At 65.4% G+C, this 20,696-nt stretch carries 18 protein-coding genes and 1 riboswitch; of the genes, 12 read left to right on the forward strand and 6 right to left on the reverse strand.

Annotated features, from left to right (window positions below):
• The 5 genes from Q4E95_RS05030 to Q4E95_RS05050 form a co-directional block, all read left to right on the forward strand.
• A partial coding sequence (locus tag Q4E95_RS05030) for a MaoC family dehydratase (protein WP_303382270.1) occupies positions 1-262 on the forward strand: 262 nt, incomplete at its 5' end.
• Between the two features lie 157 nt (positions 263-419).
• The gene (gene ligA, locus Q4E95_RS05035; protein WP_303382286.1) at positions 420-2,726 is read left to right on the forward strand and encodes an NAD-dependent DNA ligase LigA; all 2,307 of its coding nucleotides are present in this window, start codon (positions 420-422) and stop codon (positions 2,724-2,726) included.
• 4 nt (positions 2,727-2,730) lie between these two features.
• On the forward strand, positions 2,731-3,585 hold the full coding sequence (locus Q4E95_RS05040) for an inositol monophosphatase family protein (RefSeq protein ID WP_303382271.1): 855 nt from the start codon (positions 2,731-2,733) through the stop codon (positions 3,583-3,585).
• A gap of 423 nt (positions 3,586-4,008) precedes the next feature.
• The gene (locus Q4E95_RS05045) at positions 4,009-4,725 is read left to right on the forward strand and encodes a transglycosylase family protein (RefSeq protein ID WP_303382287.1); all 717 of its coding nucleotides are present in this window, start codon (positions 4,009-4,011) and stop codon (positions 4,723-4,725) included.
• A 138-nt stretch (positions 4,726-4,863) separates the two neighbouring features.
• Complete coding sequence (locus tag Q4E95_RS05050) at positions 4,864-5,970, forward strand: FAD-binding oxidoreductase (protein ID WP_303382272.1); 1,107 nt, start codon at positions 4,864-4,866, stop codon at positions 5,968-5,970.
• A 16-nt stretch (positions 5,971-5,986) separates the two neighbouring features.
• Here the strand turns inward: Q4E95_RS05050 and Q4E95_RS05055 are convergent, their stop codons facing one another.
• On the reverse strand, positions 5,987-8,191 hold the full coding sequence (locus Q4E95_RS05055) for a S9 family peptidase (protein ID WP_303382273.1): 2,205 nt from the start codon (positions 8,189-8,191) through the stop codon (positions 5,987-5,989).
• A gap of 35 nt (positions 8,192-8,226) precedes the next feature.
• On the opposite strand from Q4E95_RS05055, the gene Q4E95_RS05060 reads away from it, so the two are divergent.
• Positions 8,227-9,003 (forward strand): CPBP family intramembrane glutamic endopeptidase, encoded by a 777-nt coding sequence (locus Q4E95_RS05060; protein WP_303382274.1) that lies wholly within the window; start codon positions 8,227-8,229, stop codon positions 9,001-9,003.
• A 68-nt stretch (positions 9,004-9,071) separates the two neighbouring features.
• On the opposite strand, the gene Q4E95_RS05065 is transcribed toward Q4E95_RS05060, so the two are convergent.
• On the reverse strand, positions 9,072-9,710 hold the full coding sequence (locus Q4E95_RS05065) for a VOC family protein (RefSeq protein ID WP_303382275.1): 639 nt from the start codon (positions 9,708-9,710) through the stop codon (positions 9,072-9,074).
• Positions 9,711-9,825: 115 nt separating this feature from the next.
• Positions 9,826-9,944: riboswitch (SAM riboswitch) on the forward strand.
• A 78-nt stretch (positions 9,945-10,022) separates the two neighbouring features.
• Between Q4E95_RS05065 and Q4E95_RS05070 the strand changes: the two genes are divergently transcribed.
• A complete protein-coding gene (locus tag Q4E95_RS05070) occupies positions 10,023-11,417 on the forward strand; it encodes a bifunctional o-acetylhomoserine/o-acetylserine sulfhydrylase (protein ID WP_303382276.1) in 1,395 nt (464 codons plus the stop codon).
• A complete protein-coding gene (locus Q4E95_RS05075) occupies positions 11,414-12,589 on the forward strand; it encodes a homoserine O-acetyltransferase (protein WP_303382277.1) in 1,176 nt (391 codons plus the stop codon). The genes Q4E95_RS05070 and Q4E95_RS05075 overlap by 4 nt, the downstream gene beginning before the upstream one ends.
• On the opposite strand, the gene Q4E95_RS05080 is transcribed toward Q4E95_RS05075, so the two are convergent.
• Positions 12,586-13,467, reverse strand: coding sequence for an SGNH/GDSL hydrolase family protein (locus tag Q4E95_RS05080; protein ID WP_303382278.1), 882 nt, complete (start codon positions 13,465-13,467; stop codon positions 12,586-12,588). The two genes, Q4E95_RS05075 and Q4E95_RS05080, sit on opposite strands and share 4 nt — an antisense overlap.
• 69 nt (positions 13,468-13,536) lie before the next feature.
• Here Q4E95_RS05080 and Q4E95_RS05085 point away from each other — a divergent pair, with 69 nt between their 5' ends.
• On the forward strand, positions 13,537-14,181 hold the full coding sequence (locus Q4E95_RS05085; RefSeq protein WP_303382279.1) for an alpha/beta hydrolase: 645 nt from the start codon (positions 13,537-13,539) through the stop codon (positions 14,179-14,181).
• Between the two features lie 88 nt (positions 14,182-14,269).
• Positions 14,270-15,310 (forward strand): DMT family transporter, encoded by a 1,041-nt coding sequence (locus Q4E95_RS05090; protein ID WP_303382280.1) that lies wholly within the window; start codon positions 14,270-14,272, stop codon positions 15,308-15,310.
• Here Q4E95_RS05090 and Q4E95_RS05095 read toward each other — a convergent pair.
• Positions 15,276-15,536 (reverse strand): RNA-binding S4 domain-containing protein, encoded by a 261-nt coding sequence (locus tag Q4E95_RS05095; RefSeq protein ID WP_303382281.1) that lies wholly within the window; start codon positions 15,534-15,536, stop codon positions 15,276-15,278. The genes Q4E95_RS05090 and Q4E95_RS05095 overlap by 35 nt on opposite strands.
• A 134-nt stretch (positions 15,537-15,670) precedes the next feature.
• Between Q4E95_RS05095 and Q4E95_RS05100 the strand changes: the two genes are divergently transcribed.
• Together Q4E95_RS05100 and mmsB are read left to right on the forward strand one after the other, a co-directional pair.
• Positions 15,671-17,167, forward strand: coding sequence for a CoA-acylating methylmalonate-semialdehyde dehydrogenase (locus Q4E95_RS05100; protein WP_303382282.1), 1,497 nt, complete (start codon positions 15,671-15,673; stop codon positions 17,165-17,167).
• 41 nt (positions 17,168-17,208) lie between these two features.
• Positions 17,209-18,144: a 3-hydroxyisobutyrate dehydrogenase gene (gene mmsB / locus Q4E95_RS05105; protein ID WP_303382283.1), complete on the forward strand. Its 936-nt coding sequence runs from the start codon at positions 17,209-17,211 to the stop codon at positions 18,142-18,144.
• 18 nt (positions 18,145-18,162) lie between these two features.
• On the opposite strand, the gene Q4E95_RS05110 is transcribed toward mmsB, so the two are convergent.
• Positions 18,163-18,690, reverse strand: coding sequence for a MarR family winged helix-turn-helix transcriptional regulator (locus Q4E95_RS05110; protein WP_303382284.1), 528 nt, complete (start codon positions 18,688-18,690; stop codon positions 18,163-18,165).
• Between the two features lie 91 nt (positions 18,691-18,781).
• The gene (locus tag Q4E95_RS05115) at positions 18,782-20,530 is read right to left on the reverse strand and encodes an AMP-binding protein (protein ID WP_303382285.1); all 1,749 of its coding nucleotides are present in this window, start codon (positions 20,528-20,530) and stop codon (positions 18,782-18,784) included.
• Positions 20,531-20,696: the final 166 nt, after the last annotated feature.

Raw genomic sequence — 20,696 nt, forward strand, 5'->3', positions numbered from 1 at the left:
GTCGGCCAAGGCGTTGGGCATGAAGGGTGCAATCGCGCACGGGATGTACACCGCCTCCCGCGCGCTCGCGGCCACCGGGGTGCCTTCCGAGGTGCCGTTCTCTTGGTCGGTCGAGTTCGCAGCACCCGTGTTGCTGCCCGCAACCGTGGCCGTGTCCGTTCACGACGACGGGCGCCGCGAACACTGGAACGGCTCCCGCGTGATCGCCTGGAACCCCAAGCGGAACAAGCCGCACTTGGAACTGGTGGTCAAGCCGTTGTAACGGCACATGAGGACGGTTTGATCCGACGCGTGTGAAGGACGGTGCGACCGAGATGCAAATGGTCTCGGTTGCACCGTCCTTTTCGCTGTGGGCCGGCCGATGACCACTGCAGCATGTCCGAGCCGTGGGACACAATGGTGGGGTGAGCGAGAACAAGGTGACGAAAACCCAGCAGGCCACGGATGCCTCCGGGCAGGACCTGAATCCGGATGAGCCCAGCGAGGCACTGCGCGATGAGTACGCGCACCTGTCGGATCGCGTGCGTGAGGCGCGTACCGCCTACTACGTCCATGACCAGCCCGCGATGTCGGACGCCGAGTACGACGAGCTGTACCGCAAGCTCGAGGAGTTCGAGGCCCTGAACCCGCACCTCGTGGCCAATGATTCGCCCACGCAGGAAGTGGGTGGCGAGGTCTCCGCGGCCTTTGCGCCGGTCAAGCACCTCGAGAAAATGTATTCGCTCGAGGACGTTTTCTCGACCGATGAACTGACCGCGTGGCTCACTCGCGCCGAGGCCCAGGTCGCCGGACTTCCCGGCGCGCCCGGGGTTGAGTGGCTTTCCGAGGTCAAGATCGACGGGCTGGCCGTGAACCTGCTGTACCGCAACGGTGATCTGGTGCGCGCGGCCACTCGCGGCGACGGCACCACGGGTGAAGACATCACCCACAACGTGGCGACCATCAAGGACATCCCGCAGAAGCTCACCGGGGAGAACCTCCCCCAAGAGGTCGAGATACGCGGTGAAGTGTTCATTTCCTCCAAGGACTTCCGCGCGCTCAACGAGCAAATCGTGGAGGAGGGCCGGGCGCCCTTCGCCAATCCCCGCAACGCCGCGGCGGGGTCCCTGAGACAAAAAGATCCTCAGGTCACTGCCCGGCGCCCGTTGTCGATGTTCGTCCACGGGATCGGTGCGGCAAAGGGTTTCGACCTGCAGAACCAATCCGGGGCCTACGACGTGCTTGCCTCCTGGGGTCTTCCGGTGAGCCCGTACTCCAAGGTTCTGGACAGTGTCGAGCAGGTACTGGAATTCATCGAGGAGTTCGGCAACAAACGCCACGACCTGCTGCATGAAATCGACGGCATTGTCATTAAGGTCAACGACCGCCGCACACAGTTCCGGCTGGGCTACACCTCGCGCGTGCCGCGTTGGGCCGTGGCCTACAAATACCCGCCGGAAGAGGTCAACACCAAGCTCCTGGACATCCGGGTGAACGTGGGGCGCACCGGCCGTGTGACGCCGTACGGACTGATGGAGCCCGTGAAAGTGGCCGGTTCCACGGTGGAGATGGCCACCCTGCACAATCAGGACGTGGTCAAGGCCAAGGGCGTGCTCATCGGGGACACCGTGGTGCTCCGCAAGGCCGGTGACGTGATCCCCGAGATCGTGGGCCCCGTGGCCGCGCTGCGTGATGGCTCCGAACGCGCATTCGTGATGCCCACGCACTGCCCCAATTGCGGTACCGAGCTCCGCCCGGCCAAGGAAGGGGACGTGGACATCCGCTGCCCCAACGCGGAAAGCTGCCCCGCTCAGCTGATGGAGCGGATCGCCCACGCGGCCGGTCGGGGCGCTTTCGACATCGAGGCGCTGGGTTATGAAGCCGCCAAGGCCCTTACCCAGCCCGTGCCCCAGGACGCCCCCGGTGGCACGGAGTTCTCCGAACCTCCCCTGCGGAACGAAGCACGGTTGTTCGATCTCACCGCGGCGGATCTCGAACATGTCCGCATCTGGCGCGAGTCCAAGCGTACGGTCACGGACAAGGAGTCGGGGGAGAAGACCCAGAAGGTCACGCCGGAATTGGTGCCCTACTTCTGGACCAAACCCACCAAGGCAAAGCCGAGTGTGCCCTCCAAGACAACCCAGCAAATGTTCGAGGAACTGGAGAAGGCCAAGTCCAGGGAACTCTGGCGCGTGCTGGTGGCGCTGTCGATCCGTCATGTGGGCCCGACCGCCGCCCGCTCACTGGCCACGGCCTTCGGCTCCATGCAGGCCATTCTGGACGCCGATGAGGAGACCCTTGCGGGCACCGACGGAGTGGGCCCGGTCATTGCCCGGGCGGTCAAGGAGTTCTTCGGCGAGTCCTGGCGGCGCAACGTGGTCGACACCTGGGCTCAGGCCGGAGTGCGCATGGAGGACGAGATCGACCGTTCCACACCGCGCACCCTCGAGGGCGTGACCGTGGTGGTCACCGGATCCCTGGAGAACTACAGTCGCGACTCCGCCAAGGAGGCGATCCTGGTGCGCGGGGGTAAGGCCTCGGGGTCGGTGTCCAAGAACACCGATTTCCTCGTGGCCGGCGAGAACGCCGGTTCCAAATTGGACAAGGCCCAGTCCCTGGGTGTTGTCGTCCTCGACGAGGCCGGATTCGAGCGGCTCTTGGCAGAGGGGCCGCCCACCGCGGACGAGCCGAGTACCGGTGCAGACACCGACACCGAAAAGTCATCCACAGAACCGCAGGAGAACTAAGCACATGGATCGCGTACTGGAGGGCCTGGGCCCGGACACCGCCGAACTCGAAGAGCTTCTGGAGACGGCATTCCACGCGGCCGCCGCGGGCGCCGCAGTTCTGGACAAGCGGGACGAGTCCGAGTTCGACGCCGTGAACAAGAGCTCCGCGGGGGACTGGGTCACGGCTTTCGACGTGGCGGCGGAAAACGCCGTCGCGGACGTCTTGCGCTCGGAGCGGCCCTCGGACGCCATTACGGGTGAGGAATCCGGCACGTTCGTCCCGGAGAACCGCTCCCGGGTGCGCTGGTCGGTGGACCCGTTGGACGGCACCACGAACTTCATCAGGGACATCGTTTACTACGCCACCTCGGTGGCCGCGTGTGATGACCAGGGCAACTGGCTCGTGGGTGTGGTGCACGCGCCGGCCCTGGGGCGCATTTACTACGCGGTGCGGGGGATGGGCGCGTGGGTACGTCGCGAAGGTAGGGACAAGAGACTCACGGGCCCCGTGCCCGAACGCACCGGCGCCCTCTACGGAACGGGTTTCTCCTACGATCCCGTGATTCGCCGCGAGCAGTTCGGCTCGTTCCTGGACACCATGGACCACTACACGGACATGCGCAGGCTGGGGGCGGCCTCTTTGGACCTGTGCATGGTGGCCGAGGGAACATTGGACGGTTACTCGGAACGGGCACTGCACGAGCACGACTGGGCCGCCGGTGCGTTGATCGCCGAAGAGGCCGGCGCCCACGTGCAGCGTCCGGACCTTCCCGCGCCCACGGCGTTGCGCGGCCCGGATCAGGACGAACGTGCGTACGCGGACGCTTACGAGCGCGTGCGCAGCACGACCACCATTGGGGCGTCCGCCCGCGCGTAATAGCGGTTCAGCGCCACCGTTATCAAATCTCTATCATCCCGTTACATGTGCTTAACCCCACAACCTGTTGACCCCTCGTCAACGGATGTCATAGCGTGGCACACGTTGTGCGCCCCCGTGGCCCACGGCTTGTGTCCCCTAAAGGGACGCACCAAAATTTTGGGAATGGATTTGGCATAACGGTAATTGTTACGCTATCGTTATCAACGACTTCCCCAAAGGACTCTCCGACGCGGGAGTCCGTAACGCTTGAGGCGAACACGATCTGCGCCCCAAGCCGTGCTGGATGCTGCTGTAACACCGTACGTCGTCTACAGGGCAGCATTCCGTAGTTACTACCCTAGAACTCAACTTTTCACGGGTAGACGACGGCGCGAAGACACCCAGGGATGGGAACGAGCGTAGGTGGCCTAACGGAGCATGATGAAGACTTCGAACATGATTCGCCGTGGTGCCGCTGCTCTCGTGATCGGCGGTGCAGCCGTGGGTGCCATGGCCATGCCGGCCAACGCAGCTCCCGTTTCGACCTGGGACGCCCTCGCCGAGTGCGAGTCCGGCGGCAACTGGGGCACCTCCACCGGTAACGGTTTCAGCGGCGGCCTTCAGTTCACCCCGTCCACCTGGGCAGCTTTCGGTGGCTCCGGAGATCCGTCTTCGGCTTCCAAGTCCGAGCAGATCCGCGTTGCTGAAAACGTTCAGGCCGGTCAGGGCTGGGGCGCATGGCCCGCATGCTCCGCCAAGCTGGGCCTGTCCGGCGGCGGCGGGGGCTACACCCCCGAGCAGCCCGTGGCTGCTGCCGCTGCCGTGGCTCCGCAGTCCACCGAGGTCCAGCAGGCTGCTCCGGCTGCCGTTGCCGAGGCTCCCGTGGCTGCTTCCGCCGCACCGGCTGCTTCGGTTGAAGCTCCGGCCGCCGAGACTGCCGCACCCGCCGCTGTGGAGTACACCGCTCCTGCCGAGTCCGTGGCTCCCGCTGCTTCGACCGGTGCTTCCTACACCGTTCAGGCCGGCGACACCCTGGGCTCCATTGCCGCCAAGCTCGGCGTGAACGGCGGCTGGGAGGCTCTCTACGCTTCCAACGCTGATGCCGTGGCCGACGCCAACCTGATCTTCCCGGGCCAGGTCCTGAACATTCCTGCCTGATTGATCCGAACATCCCTGTGATGTCCGATCCCCGTTAGCGGTTCTCCGCTGCAGGATCGTCGAAGGTCCCCTTTCGCATAACGCGGAAGGGGATTTTCGCGTATCTGCGGATAATGATGAAAATGAAAGAATAATCCCATGATGGTGGACACGGTAATCATCGGTGGTGGCATCGCGGGCTTGTCACTGGCGTCCGAACTCGCGGATCGTAGGGGATCCGGGGCGGGAATCACGCTTGTCGAAGCGGAGGCAACGCTGGCGCACCACACCTCGTCGCGATCGGCTCAGCAGCTCATCCCCAGCTACGGTCCGGAACCGGTTCTCGAACTGACCCGGCTCACGATTCCCGATCTGGTGGAACCCACCCACGCGGTTCCGGCCCCGCTGGCGTGGCCCAGCCCCTTCGTGGTGACGGGTTCACCCGCCGACGTCGCTGCGGAGACCGTTCCGGGGCTGCGCACCTTGTCCAGTGCGGAACTTGTCGAGTACTGCCCCGAGCTGGCGGACAACCCCGAGCGTTACCGGGCGGCAATCATCGACGATTCCGCGGTACGGACCAATGCCACCGCGCTCGTGGAGTGGCACCGGCAACGCGCAGAGCGGGCCGGGGTCCGGATCATCACGGGCGCCACGGTCACCGCGGCCAGGCCCGCCGGTGACGGCGCATGGGCATTGACCGCCGGTGGCGATGACCTGACGGCTCGCACGGTGGTCAACGCGGCGGGTGCGTGGGCGGATCACGTGGCCGGATTGTTCGGTGCGGTGCCGCAGAGCTTGCAGCCGCTGCGGAGGACCGCAGCCTTGGTCTCCCTCAGCCAGCCCCTGGGCCCAACACATCCCATGGTCGAGGACGCCACGTCCGGTTGGTATTACCGCCCCGATGCGGACGGCGCCATGATCTCGTGGGGAGAGGCCGAACCCAGCCCCGCGTGTGATGCCCAGCCACGTCCGTCGGCCATTGATGAACTGATCGAGACCGTCCAGCGGGAAACAACCATGAGGATCACGGGTGTCCGCAAGGCGTGGACCGGGCTGCGCACCGAGACACCATCCGACGTGCCCGTCTGCGGCTGGGACCCACGGGCCGGCAATCTACTGTGGCTCGCGGGCCAGGGAGGTTACGGTTTCCAGACGAGCAGCGCCCTGGCTCGCGCCGCCACGGATCTGCTGGTGGACGGCCGGATCGGGAACTGGCTCAGTGCGGAATCCGCGGCCGCTCTGCAACCTCGGCCGGCCACCAGCTGACCGACGGGGAAATCACTTAGCCCGCAACGCCCAACGTGTCGGCCAGCCACGCGTACTCCCACGCCGTGTCCTTCCACTGGGAGTAGCGCCCGGAGGCACCGCCGTGGCCACCGGCCATTTCGCAGCGCAGCAGCACGGTCTCCGGGTGTTCGGCGTGCTCGCGCAACGCGGCCACCCACTTGGCCGGTTCCACGTAGAGCACCCGGGTGTCGTTGAGGCTCGTCACGGCCAGAATGGGCGGGTAGTCGGCGGCGCGGAGGTTCTCGTAGGGCGAGTAGGAGCGCATGTAGTCGTAGACCTGCGGGTCCGCCACGGGGTTGCCCCACTCCTCCCATTCCAGGGCGGTCAGGGGAAGCTCGGGCATCAACATGGACGTCAAGGGATCCACGAACGGCACCGCGGCCAGCGCACCGCAGTACAGGTCGGGGGCCAGGTTCAGTACCGCGCCCACGAGCAACCCGCCCGCGGAACCGCCGAGAACCGCGATGTGAGCGGCGTCGACATCCGGCCGTTCGGCAAGGTGGCGGGTGACCGCGACGTAATCGGTGAAGGTGTTCTTCTTGGTGAGCTTCTTGCCGCGGTCGTACCAGGAGCGGCCCAGCTCGCCGCCGCCGCGCACGTGGGCCACGGCCCACACCACACCGCGATCGAGCAGCGACAGTCGGGAGATGGAGAATCCCGGGTCGGTGCTGGTCTCGTAGGAGCCGTAGGCGTACTGGATCACGGGAGCCGGGACGGTGGTGTCCAGGTCCGCGCGCCGCACCAGGGAGATCGGGATGCGTGTGCCGTCATCGGCCACGGCCCAGTCGCGTTCCACCGTGTAATCGGTGCGCTCATACCCACCGAGCACCGTGGCTTCGCGGCGCAGGATGGGCTCACCCACGCCGAACTCACCCACACCCCGGTGTCCGGGGCCAGCCGTGGGGATGTCATAGATCCGCGGGGGCGTCACGAAGGACGTGTAGGACACCCGCACCACGGGGTTGTCGTAGCGGGCGGAGACGAGCGAGGCGGTGAAGAGCTCCTCGTCGAAGTCCGGTTCCGTACCGGTCAGGCCCTGCGCGCCGGCGGTGCCGTCCAGCAAGGACTCGAGGGCCGCGCGCGGGATGAGCCGCACCCGCGGGGTCGTCTCGGCACGCAGGGACACCACCAGATGCGTGGCCGTGGGCTCACACACCTCGATCCGGGCCTGTTCGCTGCCGGGAACCACGTCGACGAGATCGACATCGGTGATACTCGAACCGGCCTGGGACAGCGGCATGAGACTGACGCGGGAGTTCGGCGCCTGGTAGTCGTGTGTGAGCAGGACATAGTCGGTGCCGGCCACGGTGATGGGTTCGGCCGAGTACAACACACGGTCACTTTCCGGAATCAGGGTGAGCCACTCTTGGTGCGGCTCGGCCACGGGGCGGATGCGGTACTCGCCGTACTCGGAGCACGCGGAGACCACCATGAGCCACTTCTTGTCCGCGGACAGTTCCACGCCCAGCCACAGGCCGGGATTGTCCTCCTGGTACAACAATTCGTCCTGCTCGGAGGCGGTACCGATCACGTGTCGGTACACGCGCCAGGGCCGCCAGGAATCGTCGACCACCGTGTAGATCAGCTGTGCGGCGTCGGGCGTGAGGAACGCGCCGTAGGAGGTCTGCTCGATCCGGTCGGGCAGCAACTGCCCGGTGACCAGATCCTTGACGTACACCGTGAACCGCTCGTCTCCGGCGGTGTCCTCGGACCAGGCCAGGTGGGTTCCGTCCTCGGAGACACTGAATGCGCCCAAGGCATAGAACTCATGGCCCTCGGAAGCGGCATTCGCGTTCAGCAGCGTTTGTTCCCCGGGCAACGTCACACCGGGCTCCACCGTGGGAGGTGTCCAGGCAAGTTCCGGGTCCCCGACGTCGGATGCGGGGAACCTGCAGAAGACCTGATGCGCCCCACCCTCGACCGTGCGGGCGAAGTACCACCACGCTCCGTTGCGGGAGGGCACGGACATGTCGGTTTCCCGGGTGCGGTTCTTGATCTCACCGTAAATGTCCTCGCGCAACGGTTGCAGGTGCGCCGTCACGGCCTCCGCGTACTCGTTCTCGCGGTCCAGGTGCGCCCGCACGTCGTCTGAGTCCTTGTCTCGCAGCCACTCGAAATGATCCTCGAACACATGATCATGAAAACTGCGGTTAATGGTGCGTCGAACGGCTACGGGGTACGCGGGCATCTCGGAACTCATGACCCCAGTCTAGGGAGCACGGCACAATGGTGTTCGTGTTGACCGAAACCCCACAGCCACGACCCGCCCGTGACGGACCCGCCCGCTCCGAGGTGTGGTTCCACATTGTGTTGGTCCTGGGTGTGTCCTTGGGGTCCTCGGCGGTGTATGCCGTGTTGAACCTGGCCGAGACGCTGTCGCGGGGCCCACTCACGGATGCCGAGGCGACCTTGAATCAGGTCCTGAGCCCGGTTCCGGCCATTGATCTGCTTCGGCAACTTGCGAGCATCGGTTTCGCTCTGGTCCCCGTGTTGCTCGCCCTCTACCTTCTGGCCGGTTCGTTACCGGGTATCGCAGTGGTGCTGCGGCGGATCGGCGTGGACGGTCGCCGCCCGTGGCGGGACGCGGTCTGGGGCGTCGGGTTGTTCCTGGCCATGGGCGTGGGAACCCTGGTCCTCTACCAGACAGGCAGGGCGCTGGGGGTCACGGCCGCCATCACCACCTCGGCTCTGAACGAGCACTGGTGGACGGTGCCCGTGCTGATCCTGTCCGCGCTGCGTCACAGTGTGGTCGAGGAAATCATCGTGGTCGCGTTCCTGTGCGATCGGTTGCGGCGCATCGGCTGGTCCTGGGTCACGATCGCGGTACTCACGTCCCTCTTCCGCGCCAGCTATCACCTCTACCAAGGCTTTGGCCCCGCGCTGGGCAACCTGATCATGGGTCTGGTGTTCGTGTGGGTGTACCGCCGCTACGGTCGCCTCGCGCCCTTGCTGATTGCCCATGCGCTGCTCGACATCACCGGTTTCCTGCTCCCGCAACTGCTCGCGCGTTGACAAAGGACGACGCCGCTGCCGCGCCCCTGTCGCGTAGCAGGGTGCGGCAGCGGCGTCGGCGGGAAAATTCAGATGGTGACCAGGCCGTCCGGGGTGGCGAAAGAAACCTCCATGACACCGGGTGTGCCGTTGGGTGAGCACCAGGTGACGTCCAAGGCGGCCAGGACGTTCTCGACGGGGCCGCCCAGCCATTCGGTGACGCGCTCGGGAGAACCGGCGATCTCCATGCCGGCCAACCGGACGTCCGTGATCTGCGCCTGGGAAGGGTGCATGTCGGGCTCGGAATCAAAGCGGATCATGAACGGCAACTGTGGGTCGGCGATCAGACCCTTGACCCCGATCTGGTGCCACTCCAACTGGCGGCCGTCCGGGAAGAGCCGGGCACCGGGAACGGAGGGGCGGCCGAGCTTGTCCTCGAAGGGGGCCAGGTCCGCGACCTCGACCACCCAACCGAGCCAACCGCCGCCGGCTGCGGAGCGGGCGCGCACGGCCTGACCGAACGGGGCCTTCTCCGCGGCGGGGTGCTCCAGCACCTCGACGACCTCCACGTACTGGTGGTCGGTGAGCGGCAGGATCATGTTCCGAGTCCCGAAGCGCGGGTGGATTCCGCCCTTGACCGGCTCGATCCCTAGCTGATCGGCAATCCGTTCCGTGGTGGCTTCGAGACCATCGGATTGAGCTGCGAATGAGACATGATCCAGTTTCATGCTGTCATGGTGGCACCGCGCGGGATGGTCGCCAAATCGGGGCGTGAAACATGTCCGTGTGATGCGGGTAACTCAGCTTGACGTTCGAGGTACCGGCTCCGGACAATGAAGAGCAGGTCACGAGAGTCAGCGACAAGCCCCAGCTAGCTGACCGGCAACCCTCCCTCCGCGGTGGGGTGCCCTGGGTGAGGACCGGGCCGCATCGGAACAATCCGATGCCGGCAAGCGCGGGTCACAGGTGCCCGATCGCTGCACGGGCACCGTGCTGCGGATCGTTCACCGGGCCCCTGATCCCGAGAAAGGGAGTGCGGTATGAGTCCCGCAGCCACCCCGTCCCAGCCCCAGGGCTGGGCTTTCGAAACCCGTCAGATCCACGCGGGGCAGGAACCCGATCCCACCACGGGATCGCGGGCACTACCCATCCACCAGACCACCTCGTACGTGTTCCCGGATGCGGAAACCGCGGCCATGCGCTTTGCCCTGGCCGAACTGGGCCCCATTTACACGCGCCTGACCAACCCCACGACCGAAGTGGTGGAGAACCGCGTGGCTTCTCTGGAGGGCGGCGTGGGCGCGCTCATGCTCAGCTCGGGTCAAGCGGCGTCCACCTTTGCGATCCTCAACCTGGGCGGCGCCGGAACCCACGTGGTGGCCAGCCCGTCCATGTACGGCGGCACCTACAACCTGCTGCGTCACACCCTGCCCAAGATGGGCGTGGAGACCACGTTCGTGTCCGACCCTGACGATCCCGAGGCGTGGCGCGCCGCGGTCAAACCCAACACGGTCGCGTTCTTCGGGGAAACCATTCCCAATCCTCGCAATGACGTGCTGGACATCGAGGCGGTCGCCGCAGTGGCCCATGAGTCGGGTGTGCCGCTGATCGTGGACAACACGATTGCCACGCCGTACTTGATTCGACCCATTGAATGGGGCGCGGACATCGTGGTTCATTCCGCCACCAAATTCATGGGCGGGCACGGCACCTCCATCGGCGGCATGATCGTGGACGCCGGCAACTTCGACTTCGGGCGGGACCCGCAGCGTTTCCCGGCCTTCAACGAACCGGACGAGTCCTACAACGGCCTGGTGTACGCCCAGGCGCTCGGCAAGGACGGTATTTTCGGGGTGAACCTGTCCTTCGTCCTCAAGGCGCGCGTGCAGTTGCTGCGCGACCTGGGCTCCTCGATCTCCCCGTTCAACGCGTTCCTCATCGAGCAGGGCATCGAGACGTTGTCCCTGCGCATGGACCGCCACGTGGCCAACGCCCAGAAGGTGGCCGAGTGGCTCGAAGCGCGCGACGACGTTCGCGCGGTCTCCTACGCCGGACTCGCGTCCTCGCCGTGGCACGAGCGCGCTGAGAAGTACGCGCCCAAGGGTGCCGGTTCCGTGCTCGGTTTCGTGCTCGACGGCGGTCGCGAGGCTGGAACTGCCTTCGTGGACGCCCTGACCCTGCATTCCAACGTGGCCAACATCGGCGATGCCCGCTCCCTGGTGATCCACCCGGCGTCCACCACCCACTCACAGCTGACCGACGACGAACAGCGGGCCACCGGCATCGAACCCGGGTTCGTCCGGTTGTCCGTGGGTCTGGAGAACATCAACGACATCCTCGCGGACCTGGAGTCCGGATTCGAGGCCGTGGCCGCGCTGGGCGGCGCGGGGGCGTCGTCGTCGGCCGAATCCGGAGAGGGAGGAACACAGGCGTGACCATCGTGGGAGGCGGAACCACCGACTCACTCGTCCGCGAGGACGGCGTGGTGGGTTACATCAACGTGGGTCCCTTGACCTTGGAGTCCGGCTACCGCCTCCCTCGTGCGCGTCTGGCCTACGAAACATGGGGGCGGCTCAACGAGGACGCGTCCAACGCAGTGCTCATCGAGCACGCCCTGACCGGGGATTCCCACGTGGCACGGGGACAATCTCGCGATCACGCACCCGAGGTGGAACGTGTGGCCGCCGAGGCGGGCGGCTGGTGGGACGGCCTGGTGGGGCCCGGGGCGGCCATTGACACGGATAAGTACTTCGTGGTGTGCGCCAACATTCTGGGCGGCTGCTACGGCAGCACCGGCCCGGGGACCCAGGCCCCACCCGAGGTGGACCCGGCGCAAAAGGCCTGGGGTTCGCGGTTCCCGCGCATCACCGTGCGGGACACCGTGAATGCGGAAGCCGTCCTCTCCGATGCCTTGGGAATCGAGCGCTGGGCACTGGTCATCGGCGGTTCCATGGGCGGGGCGCGTGCTCTCGAGTGGGCCGTGATGTACCCCGAGCGGGTGGCCGCGTGCGGTGTGATTGCCGCGTGCGCCTCCGCCAGCGCGGAACTTTTGGCGTGGGGCCAGGCGCAAGCGCTGGCGATCCGGCAGGACCCCAATTTCTGCGGCGGCGATTACTACGACGGCGACTTCCCGGAAGCCGGCCTGGGACTCGCGCGACGCATTGCCCACATCACCTACCGCTCGGCTGCGGAGTTGCACTACCGCTTTGGCCGGGAAACCCAGCCGAACGAAGACGTGGCCGCAACTCACACGGCGCAGCGCGGCCGTTACCGGGTGGAGAGCTACCTGGATCACCAGGCGTCCAAGCTGGCGGGCCGCTTTGATGCAAATGCATACTTGAGCGTGAATGAGACCTTGATGTCCCACGACATCACGCGCGGGCGCGGCAGCCTGACGGAGGTCCTGTCCGGCACCTCCTGCGACTGGCTCGTGGCCGGTGTGGATTCGGACCGGTTGTTCTTTCCCGCCGAATCCGCCGAGATCGTCCAGGCCCTACCGGGGGAGCAGGAGCTGCACATGATCAGCTCGCCCAGCGGTCACGACGGCTTCCTGATCGAAGCTCCGCAGCTGGGTTTGCTGCTCAAGAAAACGGTGCTGAGGGACTAGACCTCAGGAGTCGGATCCGGAGCGTTCGCATGCTCACCCGCGCCCGGGATCACGGCTCGACCGAATTGCGGGCGCTTGGCGGTAATGAAGTCACCGGAACTGCGCTTGGTGATGCGGCGGGCAACCCACGGGGCAAAATATTGACGCGCCCACACGAGATCGTCCCTGCGGACTTCCCGCTTGGTTCGCACGGGCTGTGCCTGCCGGGCATCGGGGACCAGCGCGTGCTCGATGCCCAGGCAGTCCAGCACCTCCACGGCGATGCGTTGATGGCCCGGCGGTGAGAAGTGCAGCCGGTCCGGTGCCCACATGAGCGGATCGGCCAGTTCATGCAGGCCCCACAAGTTGGTTATGACAGCGCCGTGGCGGGCGGCGATCACGCGCACATTCTCGTTCCAAATGGCCACCCGGCCCCGGATGCTGCGTAACACCGGGGTGTTGCCCACATCGGGGCCGTCGAACATGACCACCGTGGCGCCCGTCTCCGTAATCCGGGCAATGACGCCGTCCAGTTTCTGGGCAATGGCATCGGGGTCGGCGCCGGGGCGCAACATGTCGTTGCCGCCGGCGCTGATGGTGACAAGATCCGGGTGCAGGGCGAGGGCCGGTTCGAGTTGTTCATCAATGATGGGCTGATAGAGGCGGCCTCGGATGGCGAGATTGGCGTAGGCGAAGTCATCGGTGAGTCGGTCCAGTTCCTCGGCCACGCGGTCCGCCCACCCGCGATGACCGCCGGGCGCGTTCTCGTCGGGGTCGCCCACGCCCTCCGTGAAGGAGTCACCGATGGACACCATGCGGTGCCAAGGGTGTGCCGGGGGAGCGGGTCGCTCCTGACCGTCGTGATCGTTGTGCTCAGGGGGAATGTCGGGCAATGCCATACGCGCTGTTCTACCACTGACCGCAGGCGAACGCACGGGTGGAGTGTGCGGTCATGTCAGGATGGACCCATGAGTGATACCCCGTTCGTGATCTGGAACAACGAGCCCGCCGACCGCACCGACACGCCGCTGGTGGTGATGTTCCACGGTTACGGATCCCATGAAGAGGATCTGCTGGCCATGATTCCCGCCCTGTTACCCACGGCGACCTACGCGTCGTTGCGGGCTCCGCAGCAGGCAGGCATGGGATATCAATGGTTTCCGCTGTCCGGGGACCTGAGCTTCTCATCGGACGCCGTGATTGCCGCCGTCGAACCGGTGTCCGCATGGATCCAGGATCAAGCCCAGCATCATTCCAAGGTGTTCTTATTGGGTTTCTCCCAGGGCATGGCGGTGGCCACCAGCGTGGCGCGCCACATCCCCGAGACGGTGGACGCCGTGGTGGGCCTGTCCGGTTTCGCGGTTCCGATCGCCGACGACGACGCGCACGCGGACTTCTTCAACGACGCCTACCTCAGGGAACACCCCCTGCCGATGTTCTGGGGCCGTGATCCCGAGGACCCGGTGATTCCGCAGGCCATGGTGGACGCCACGGCGGACTGGGCGGTGGATCACGCGGAGGTCACCAAGGTGCAGTACCGGGGAATCGGTCACGGTGTCTCGCCCCAGGAGCTGGGGCACATCAAGGAATACCTTCAGCACGTGGTCAGCTGACATTTCACACGTGCGCGGGCGGCTGCGAATACTACGAAGCATGACGGTCGAGGTTCCCCGCCCCGCACCCGGGGCCTAGATTGGCGCCATGAGTGTTCAGACCAGGTGGGAACCCCAGCCCTCACGAACTCCCCGCGCCAAGAAAGCCCCGGTGGCCTCGGCACGCGGGGCCGCGGCGCTGACAGTGGGATTGGTGGTCAGTCTCCTGGCGGGCACGGCCCAGGCCTTGCAGTCCCGGGTCAACGGGGAACTCGGTCACGCCGTGGGCGATCCCTACGGGGCCGCGCTCGTGAGTTTCTCCTCGGCATTCGTGATCATCCTGGCGGTGACGATCGTGACACCCGCCGGTCGGCGGGGTGCCTCTCGGATTCCGGAGGCCGTGAAACGCGGCGAGATTCCGTGGTGGTACCTGAGCGCCGGTGTGCTGGGCGGTTTCATGATCGTCACCCAGGCCATGACCACCGTGGTGCTGGGGTTATCGGTGTACATCCTGGGGCTCGTGTTCGGTAAGTCCGTGGGGTCGTTGATCGTGGACCGGTTCGGGGTTGGGCCGGGCGGTGTGAAGTACCTGACCGGCTACCGGGTGGTGGGCACCGCCATCATCATCGTGGCCGCACTGGTGGCCATGGCCCCGCGTTTCGCGGCAACCAACCTGGCGGCGTCGCTCCCGCTGCTCATTCTCTTCGCGACCCTGTCCGTGCTGGCGGGGTTCGGCAACGCCATCATGACCGCGTGGAACGCGGGGATCGGCGCGAAGGCGGGGACACCGATCACCCCCACGCTGACCAATTTCGCCGCGGGAACCCTGGCCCTGATCATCACAGTCCTGATTGCCCGCGGCATCTCCGACCCGGGCCCGTGGGTCTGGCCCGGCCAGTGGTGGCTCTACGCCGGTGGCATCCTGGGCATTATCCACGTTGCGGCATCCAGTGTGTTGCCCAGGCATTTCGGGGTGTTGGAGACCAGCTTGGGAATGGTGGCCGGCATGCTGATCTCGGCCCTGGTGCTGGACGTCATTGTGCCCACGCCCAACACCATTGTCACTCCGGTCACCATCATTGGCACCCTGGTGACCCTGGTGGGACTGGTGGTGGTTACTCTGCCGTGGAAGCCGCGTCGCCAGAACTGACGATCTTGACCGGTCCGAGACCGGAACCCAGAACCTCGATCACATCGCCGTGGTGCAACTGTGCACCGCGGCGTTGTTCTTCCTTGCCGTTCACGATCACCATTCCGCCGGCAATCAATTCCTTGGCGTGGTTACCGTCCTCGGCCAAATTGGCCAGCTTCAGCGCTTGACCCAGCCGGATCATGGCATCGCGGATGGGGAGTTCTTCCGTGGTCTCATCACTCATGGGTTCATCTTCTCAGAACGTGCCGATGAGTGAGGCGCGACAACAAAATTAGTTGCATGTCCAATGGTTTGTCGTTAGATTATCCATGAGACACAGGTCACAGCGCCATGCCGCAACCATTCAGGAGAGCACCCATGACCCAGGTTCCGCACTTCATGTCCGGCCGTCGCGTAGAAGGCACGTCCGGTCGCTTCCAGGACGTCTACAACCCCGTGAAGGGCGAGGTCGCCGCGCAGGTGCCCCTGGCCTCCGCCGAGGAAGTGCAGGGTGCGATCGAATCCTCGCAGCAGGCCTTCGCGACATGGTCCGCCACCAATGCGCAGCGCCGCGCTCGTGTGCTGCTCAAGTGGGTTGATTTGATCAACGAGAACATGGACGAGTTGGCCACGCTGCTGTCCAACGAGCACGGCAAGACCTTCCCGGATGCCAAGGGCGACATCCAGCGAGGCGTTGAAGTGGTCGAGTTCGCCGCCGGGGCGCCACATTTACTCAAGGGCGAGTACTCGAGTGCTGCGGGCACCGGCATTGATGTCCATTCGCTGCGACAGCCCCTGGGTGTGGTCGCCGGTATCACGCCGTTCAACTTCCCGGCCATGATCCCGCTGTGGAAAGCGGGCATCGCCCTGGCTGCGGGTAACACCTTTGTCCTCAAGCCCTCGGAGCGGGATCCGTCCGTCCCTGTACGCCTGGCCGAGTTGGCCCTTGAGGCCGGTCTGCCGGAAGGGGCCTTGAACGTGATCCACGGTGATAAGACAGCGGTGGACGCTTTGATCCAGGATCCGCGCGTGAAGGCCGTGGGTTTCGTCGGATCCACTGCGATCGCCCAGTCCATTTACCTGGACGCCGCCAAGCACAACAAGCGTGCCCAGTGCTTCGGCGGCGCCAAGAACCACATGGTCATCATGCCGGACGCGGACCTGGAGCAGGCCGCCGATGCCCTCATCGGTGCCGCATTCGGGTCCGCCGGTGAGCGGTGCATGGCGATTTCCGTGGCCGTTCCCGTGGGTGAGGCCACCGCGGACAAACTGGTGGAGCTGCTGCGCGAACGGATCGACAAGCTCACGCTGGGTCCGTCGCTGGATGAGTCCTCGGACTTCGGCCCCGTGGTCGGCAAGGATGCCAAGGAGCGGATCGAGAACTACATCGGGATCGGCGTGGACGAGGGCGCGCAGCTGCTCATCGACGGCCGCGGCGCCACCGTTGACGGTCACCCTCACGGCTTCTGGGTCGGTGCCACGCTGTTCGACCGCGTGAGCCCGGACATGCGCATTTACAAGGAAGAAATCTTCGGTCCAGTGCTGTGCATTGCCCGCGCCGCGGACTACGAGGAAGCACTGCGCCTGCCCAGCGAGCACGAGTACGGCAACGGCGTGGCCATCTTCACCCGCGACGGCGACACCGCCCGTGACTTCACCACCCGGGTGGAGGTCGGCATGGTCGGTGTGAACGTGCCGATCCCCGTGCCCATTGCCTACTACACCTTCGGCGGCTGGAAGGCCTCCGGCTTCGGCGATCTGAACCAGCACGGAACGGACGGGCTGAAGTTCTACACCAAGACCAAGACGGTCACCACGCGCTGGCCCTCCGGCGCCAAGGAAGGCGCAAGCTTCGTGATGCCCGAGGGCAGCTGAGCTCGCGCGGTTTCCCTGATGTCCGAACTCGAAGGAGAGTCATGAGTACTTCACCGACAGCCACCCCGCCGCGCGTTGCGTTCCTGGGGTTGGGTCACATGGGCGGGCCGATGGCCGTGAATCTGGTCCGGGCAGGGGTTCCGGTGACGGGCTTCGACGTGGTCCCGGCGGCCCTCGACCTTGCCCGAGCCAACGGCATCACCGTGGCGGACAGTCCCCAGGAAACCGTGCGGGACGCGCAGGTGGTCATCACCATGTTCCCGTCCGGCCAGCACGTGAAGGCCGCCTACACCGGGGCCGACGGCGCTCCGGGCCTTCTCGCCGCGGCGCCGGCCGGTGCCACGTTCCTGGATTGTTCGACCATCAACATCTCCGAGGCCCAGGAGGTGGCGCAGCTGGCCAGGGAAGCCGGCTTCAGGGCCGCCGATGCGCCGGTGTCCGGTGGCGTGGTGGGCGCACAGGCCGGAACCCTCGCGTTCATGGTGGGCGCCCCGGACGAGGTCTTCCAGGAGATCCACCCGCTCCTGGACATCATGGGAGCCCGGATCGTGCACTGCGGGGACAACGGCATGGGTCAGGCCGCCAAGATCTGCAACAACATGATCCTGGGTGTCTCCATGGTGGCCGTGAGCGAAGCGTTCGTGCTTGCCGAGAAGCTGGGGCTCGAGCACCAGGCCATGTACGACGTGGTGTCCAAGGCCTCGGGTCAGTGCTGGGCGCTGACGACCAACTGCCCCGTGCCCGGACCGGTTCCCACCAGCCCGGCCAACAACGACTACCAGCCCGGCTTCGGCGGGGCGTTGATGTCCAAGGACCTCAACCTGGCTGTCACCGCAATGGAGCAGACGGGCGTGGCTGCACGGATGGGGCAGCTCGCGGCGGAAATCTACAACGAGTTCTCGGACGGCGAGGGTGCGCGCCAGGACTTCTCCGGGATCATCAACACCATTCGTGCGGACAGTCGCGGTAAGAAATAATTTCAGAGGGCCAAGTTATTACGGAGCCGTAGGTGCGTCCTCGAAGTCACCGGACCGGGCGCGGAAGCGGCTCAGAATGCTGATGAGGGAGTCCACCTCGTCGGGCTCGAAACCTGTCCGCAGGAACAGGTCCTGATTCAGGGCCTGCGTGGCCCGGGCCGCGGTCTTCTTCCCCTGGGCGGTCAGCACGATGGTCATGGCGCGGCGGTCCGTCTTGAGCGGCTCACGTTTGACCAGTCCGGCATCCTCCAACCGGTCCACCGCGTTGGTCACGGACGTGGGATGAACCTGCAGCAGGGCGCTGGCCCGCTTCATGAGCATTTGCTGTTCCCGCGTAAAGCTCAGCAGTGCAATGAGCTCGTAGCGGGCAAAGGTCAGCTTGAACGGCTTGAGCACCTGCTCGGCCTCGGCCAAAAGGATCTGCTGGACCCGCATGATGGCGGTGACGGCAGCCATGGGCCCCGAGGCTTCTTCCCAGCCGTTGCGCACCCAGTTGCGCTGGGCCTCGGCAATCGGGTCTTTCGTGAGCGTACGACTATTGGACATTGGACCATTCTATTCCGGGGTTGGGCAGACTCTGACTGTGGGAGGGGCAACGGCCGGTGGCACACGTGCGCCACCGGCCGTCGCTCGAGTTCTAGCGCGTCAGCGACAGGTCTTCTTCGCGGAATTCCGTACCGTAGCCCTCGGGGGCCTCGCCGGACTCGGAGCGTTGCACCTCCGCCTTGCGCAGCTCCACGCGGCGAATCTTGCCGGAGATCGTCTTGGGCAGTTCCAAGAACTCAATGCGGCGGATTCGTTTGTACGGGGGCAACTTGCTCAGGCAGAACTGCAGGATCTCGGCTGCCGTCTCCGCAGTGGGCTCGTAGCCGGAACTCAGAGTCACGAAGGCCTTGGGGATCGCCAGTCGCAGCTCGTCCGGGGCGGGTACGATGGCCGCCTCCAAGACCGCCGGGTGCTCGACCAAAACCGATTCCAGTTCGAACGGTGACACCTTGTAGTCGCTGGACTTGAAGACATCGTCCGCGCGACCCACGTACGTGAAAATGCCGTTCTCGTCCCGGGAGACCACGTCACCGGTGTGATACAGACCGTTGCGGAACACATTGTCGGTCTTGGCCTTGTCGCCGTAGTAGCCGCGCATCAGCCCGACCGGGCGGGGGTCCAATCGCAGACACAGCTCGCCCTCGTCCGCTTCTTCATCCGTCATGGGATCGATCAGCACCACGTCGAAACCGGGCAGGGGTACCCCCATGGAGCCGATCACAATGCGGCGGCCGGGGGTGTTGGCCACCTGCAGCGAGGACTCGGTCTGGCCGAAGCCGTCGCGGATCGTGCAACCCCACGCCCGGTGGACCTGCTCGATGACCTCGGCATTGAGGGGCTCACCGGCGGACACGGTCTTCTGGGGCGGGGTCTGCAACAAGCTCAGATCCGCCTTGATGAGCATGCGCCACACGGTGGGCGGGGCGCACAGGCTGGTCACGCCGATCTTGTCCATCACGCCCATGAGGGAGGCGGCGTCGAACTTGCGGAAGTTGTACACGAAAATCGTGGCCTCCGCGATCCACGGGGCAAAGAAATTGGACCACGCGTGCTTGGCCCAACCGGGGGAGGCTACGTTCAGGTGGATGTCACCGGGCTCAAGCCCGATCCAGTACAGGGTGGACAGGTGACCCACCGGGTAGGACGTGTGCGTGTGCTCCACGAGTTTGGGTTTGGAGGTGGTGCCCGAGGTGAAATACAGCAGCAGGGTCTCATCCGCGTCCGTGGGGGAGTCCTGGGTCAGTTCGGTGGAGGCGTCATAGGCCTCGTTGTAGTTGAGGACCGTGCGGCCACCGGCATCCGGGGATTCGATGTGGTCGACCGGTGTGTAGGCCCCGGGCACATAGATCACGGAGTAGTCGCCGGCCACGGGTGCGAACTTGGGGGCATCCTGCATACCAACGATGGCCCATTTGGCTTCCGCGCGGGTGACTCGGTCCTCGAGGTCGGCCGGCCCCATTTGCGTGGTCGTGGGCACCATGACGGCCTCGAGCTTGATGCACGCAAGCATGGCCTCCCACAGCTCCACCTGGTTGTTGAGCATCAGGATCACGCGGTCACCGCGCTGCACGCCCTGCTCGCGCAGCCAATTGGCCACCTTATTAGAATCGCGGCTGAGCTCGCCGAAGGTCCGGCGCAGCTCCGAGCCGTCCTCCTCGAGAATGATCAGCGCGTCCTGATCCTTGCGCTCGTCAGATGCGGCCACGTGATCGAACCAATCGAAGCCGAAGTTGAAATGATCGAAACGCGGCCACTCAAATTCCTCGCGGGCGCGCTGCCAATCCTGTTGAAGCGACACCAGGTGGTCACGGGCGGAGCGAAATTCGTTCGTCACGGTCATGGCTTTCGGGTCCTCCTAGATGTGCGGTCGTGATCCTGGCGGGCCGTGCGCACCGACCGGCGGCAGCGGCGTCGAACGTCCCTTGGTAAGAAAGTGTGACTCACGACACCACAAATATACTTGGAAGGCCTATAGTTGGAAAGACCACAATCGGAATACCGAGAAA

It is taken from the genome of Kocuria sp. (genome assembly GCF_030536815.1).
In the GTDB taxonomy this organism is placed as follows: domain Bacteria; phylum Actinomycetota; class Actinomycetes; order Actinomycetales; family Micrococcaceae; genus Kocuria; species Kocuria gwangalliensis.

Coding starts and splice junctions, on each gene's coding strand:
- Q4E95_RS05080 (WP_303382278.1), bottom strand. CDS start 13,467: ATGGCATTGCCCGACATTCCCCCTGAGCACAACGATCACGACGGTCAG.
- Q4E95_RS05090 (WP_303382280.1), top strand. CDS start 14,270: ATGAGTGTTCAGACCAGGTGGGAACCCCAGCCCTCACGAACTCCCCGC.
- Q4E95_RS05110 (WP_303382284.1), bottom strand. CDS start 18,690: ATGTCCAATAGTCGTACGCTCACGAAAGACCCGATTGCCGAGGCCCAG.
- Q4E95_RS05095 (WP_303382281.1), bottom strand. CDS start 15,536: ATGAGTGATGAGACCACGGAAGAACTCCCCATCCGCGATGCCATGATC.
- Q4E95_RS05040 (WP_303382271.1), top strand. CDS start 2,731: ATGGATCGCGTACTGGAGGGCCTGGGCCCGGACACCGCCGAACTCGAA.
- Q4E95_RS05050 (WP_303382272.1), top strand. CDS start 4,864: ATGATGGTGGACACGGTAATCATCGGTGGTGGCATCGCGGGCTTGTCA.
- Q4E95_RS05100 (WP_303382282.1), top strand. CDS start 15,671: ATGACCCAGGTTCCGCACTTCATGTCCGGCCGTCGCGTAGAAGGCACG.
- Q4E95_RS05055 (WP_303382273.1), bottom strand. CDS start 8,191: ATGAGTTCCGAGATGCCCGCGTACCCCGTAGCCGTTCGACGCACCATT.
- mmsB (WP_303382283.1), top strand. CDS start 17,209: ATGAGTACTTCACCGACAGCCACCCCGCCGCGCGTTGCGTTCCTGGGG.
- Q4E95_RS05045 (WP_303382287.1), top strand. CDS start 4,009: ATGAAGACTTCGAACATGATTCGCCGTGGTGCCGCTGCTCTCGTGATC.
- Q4E95_RS05070 (WP_303382276.1), top strand. CDS start 10,023: ATGAGTCCCGCAGCCACCCCGTCCCAGCCCCAGGGCTGGGCTTTCGAA.
- Q4E95_RS05115 (WP_303382285.1), bottom strand. CDS start 20,530: ATGACCGTGACGAACGAATTTCGCTCCGCCCGTGACCACCTGGTGTCG.
- Q4E95_RS05065 (WP_303382275.1), bottom strand. CDS start 9,710: ATGAAACTGGATCATGTCTCATTCGCAGCTCAATCCGATGGTCTCGAA.
- Q4E95_RS05085 (WP_303382279.1), top strand. CDS start 13,537: ATGAGTGATACCCCGTTCGTGATCTGGAACAACGAGCCCGCCGACCGC.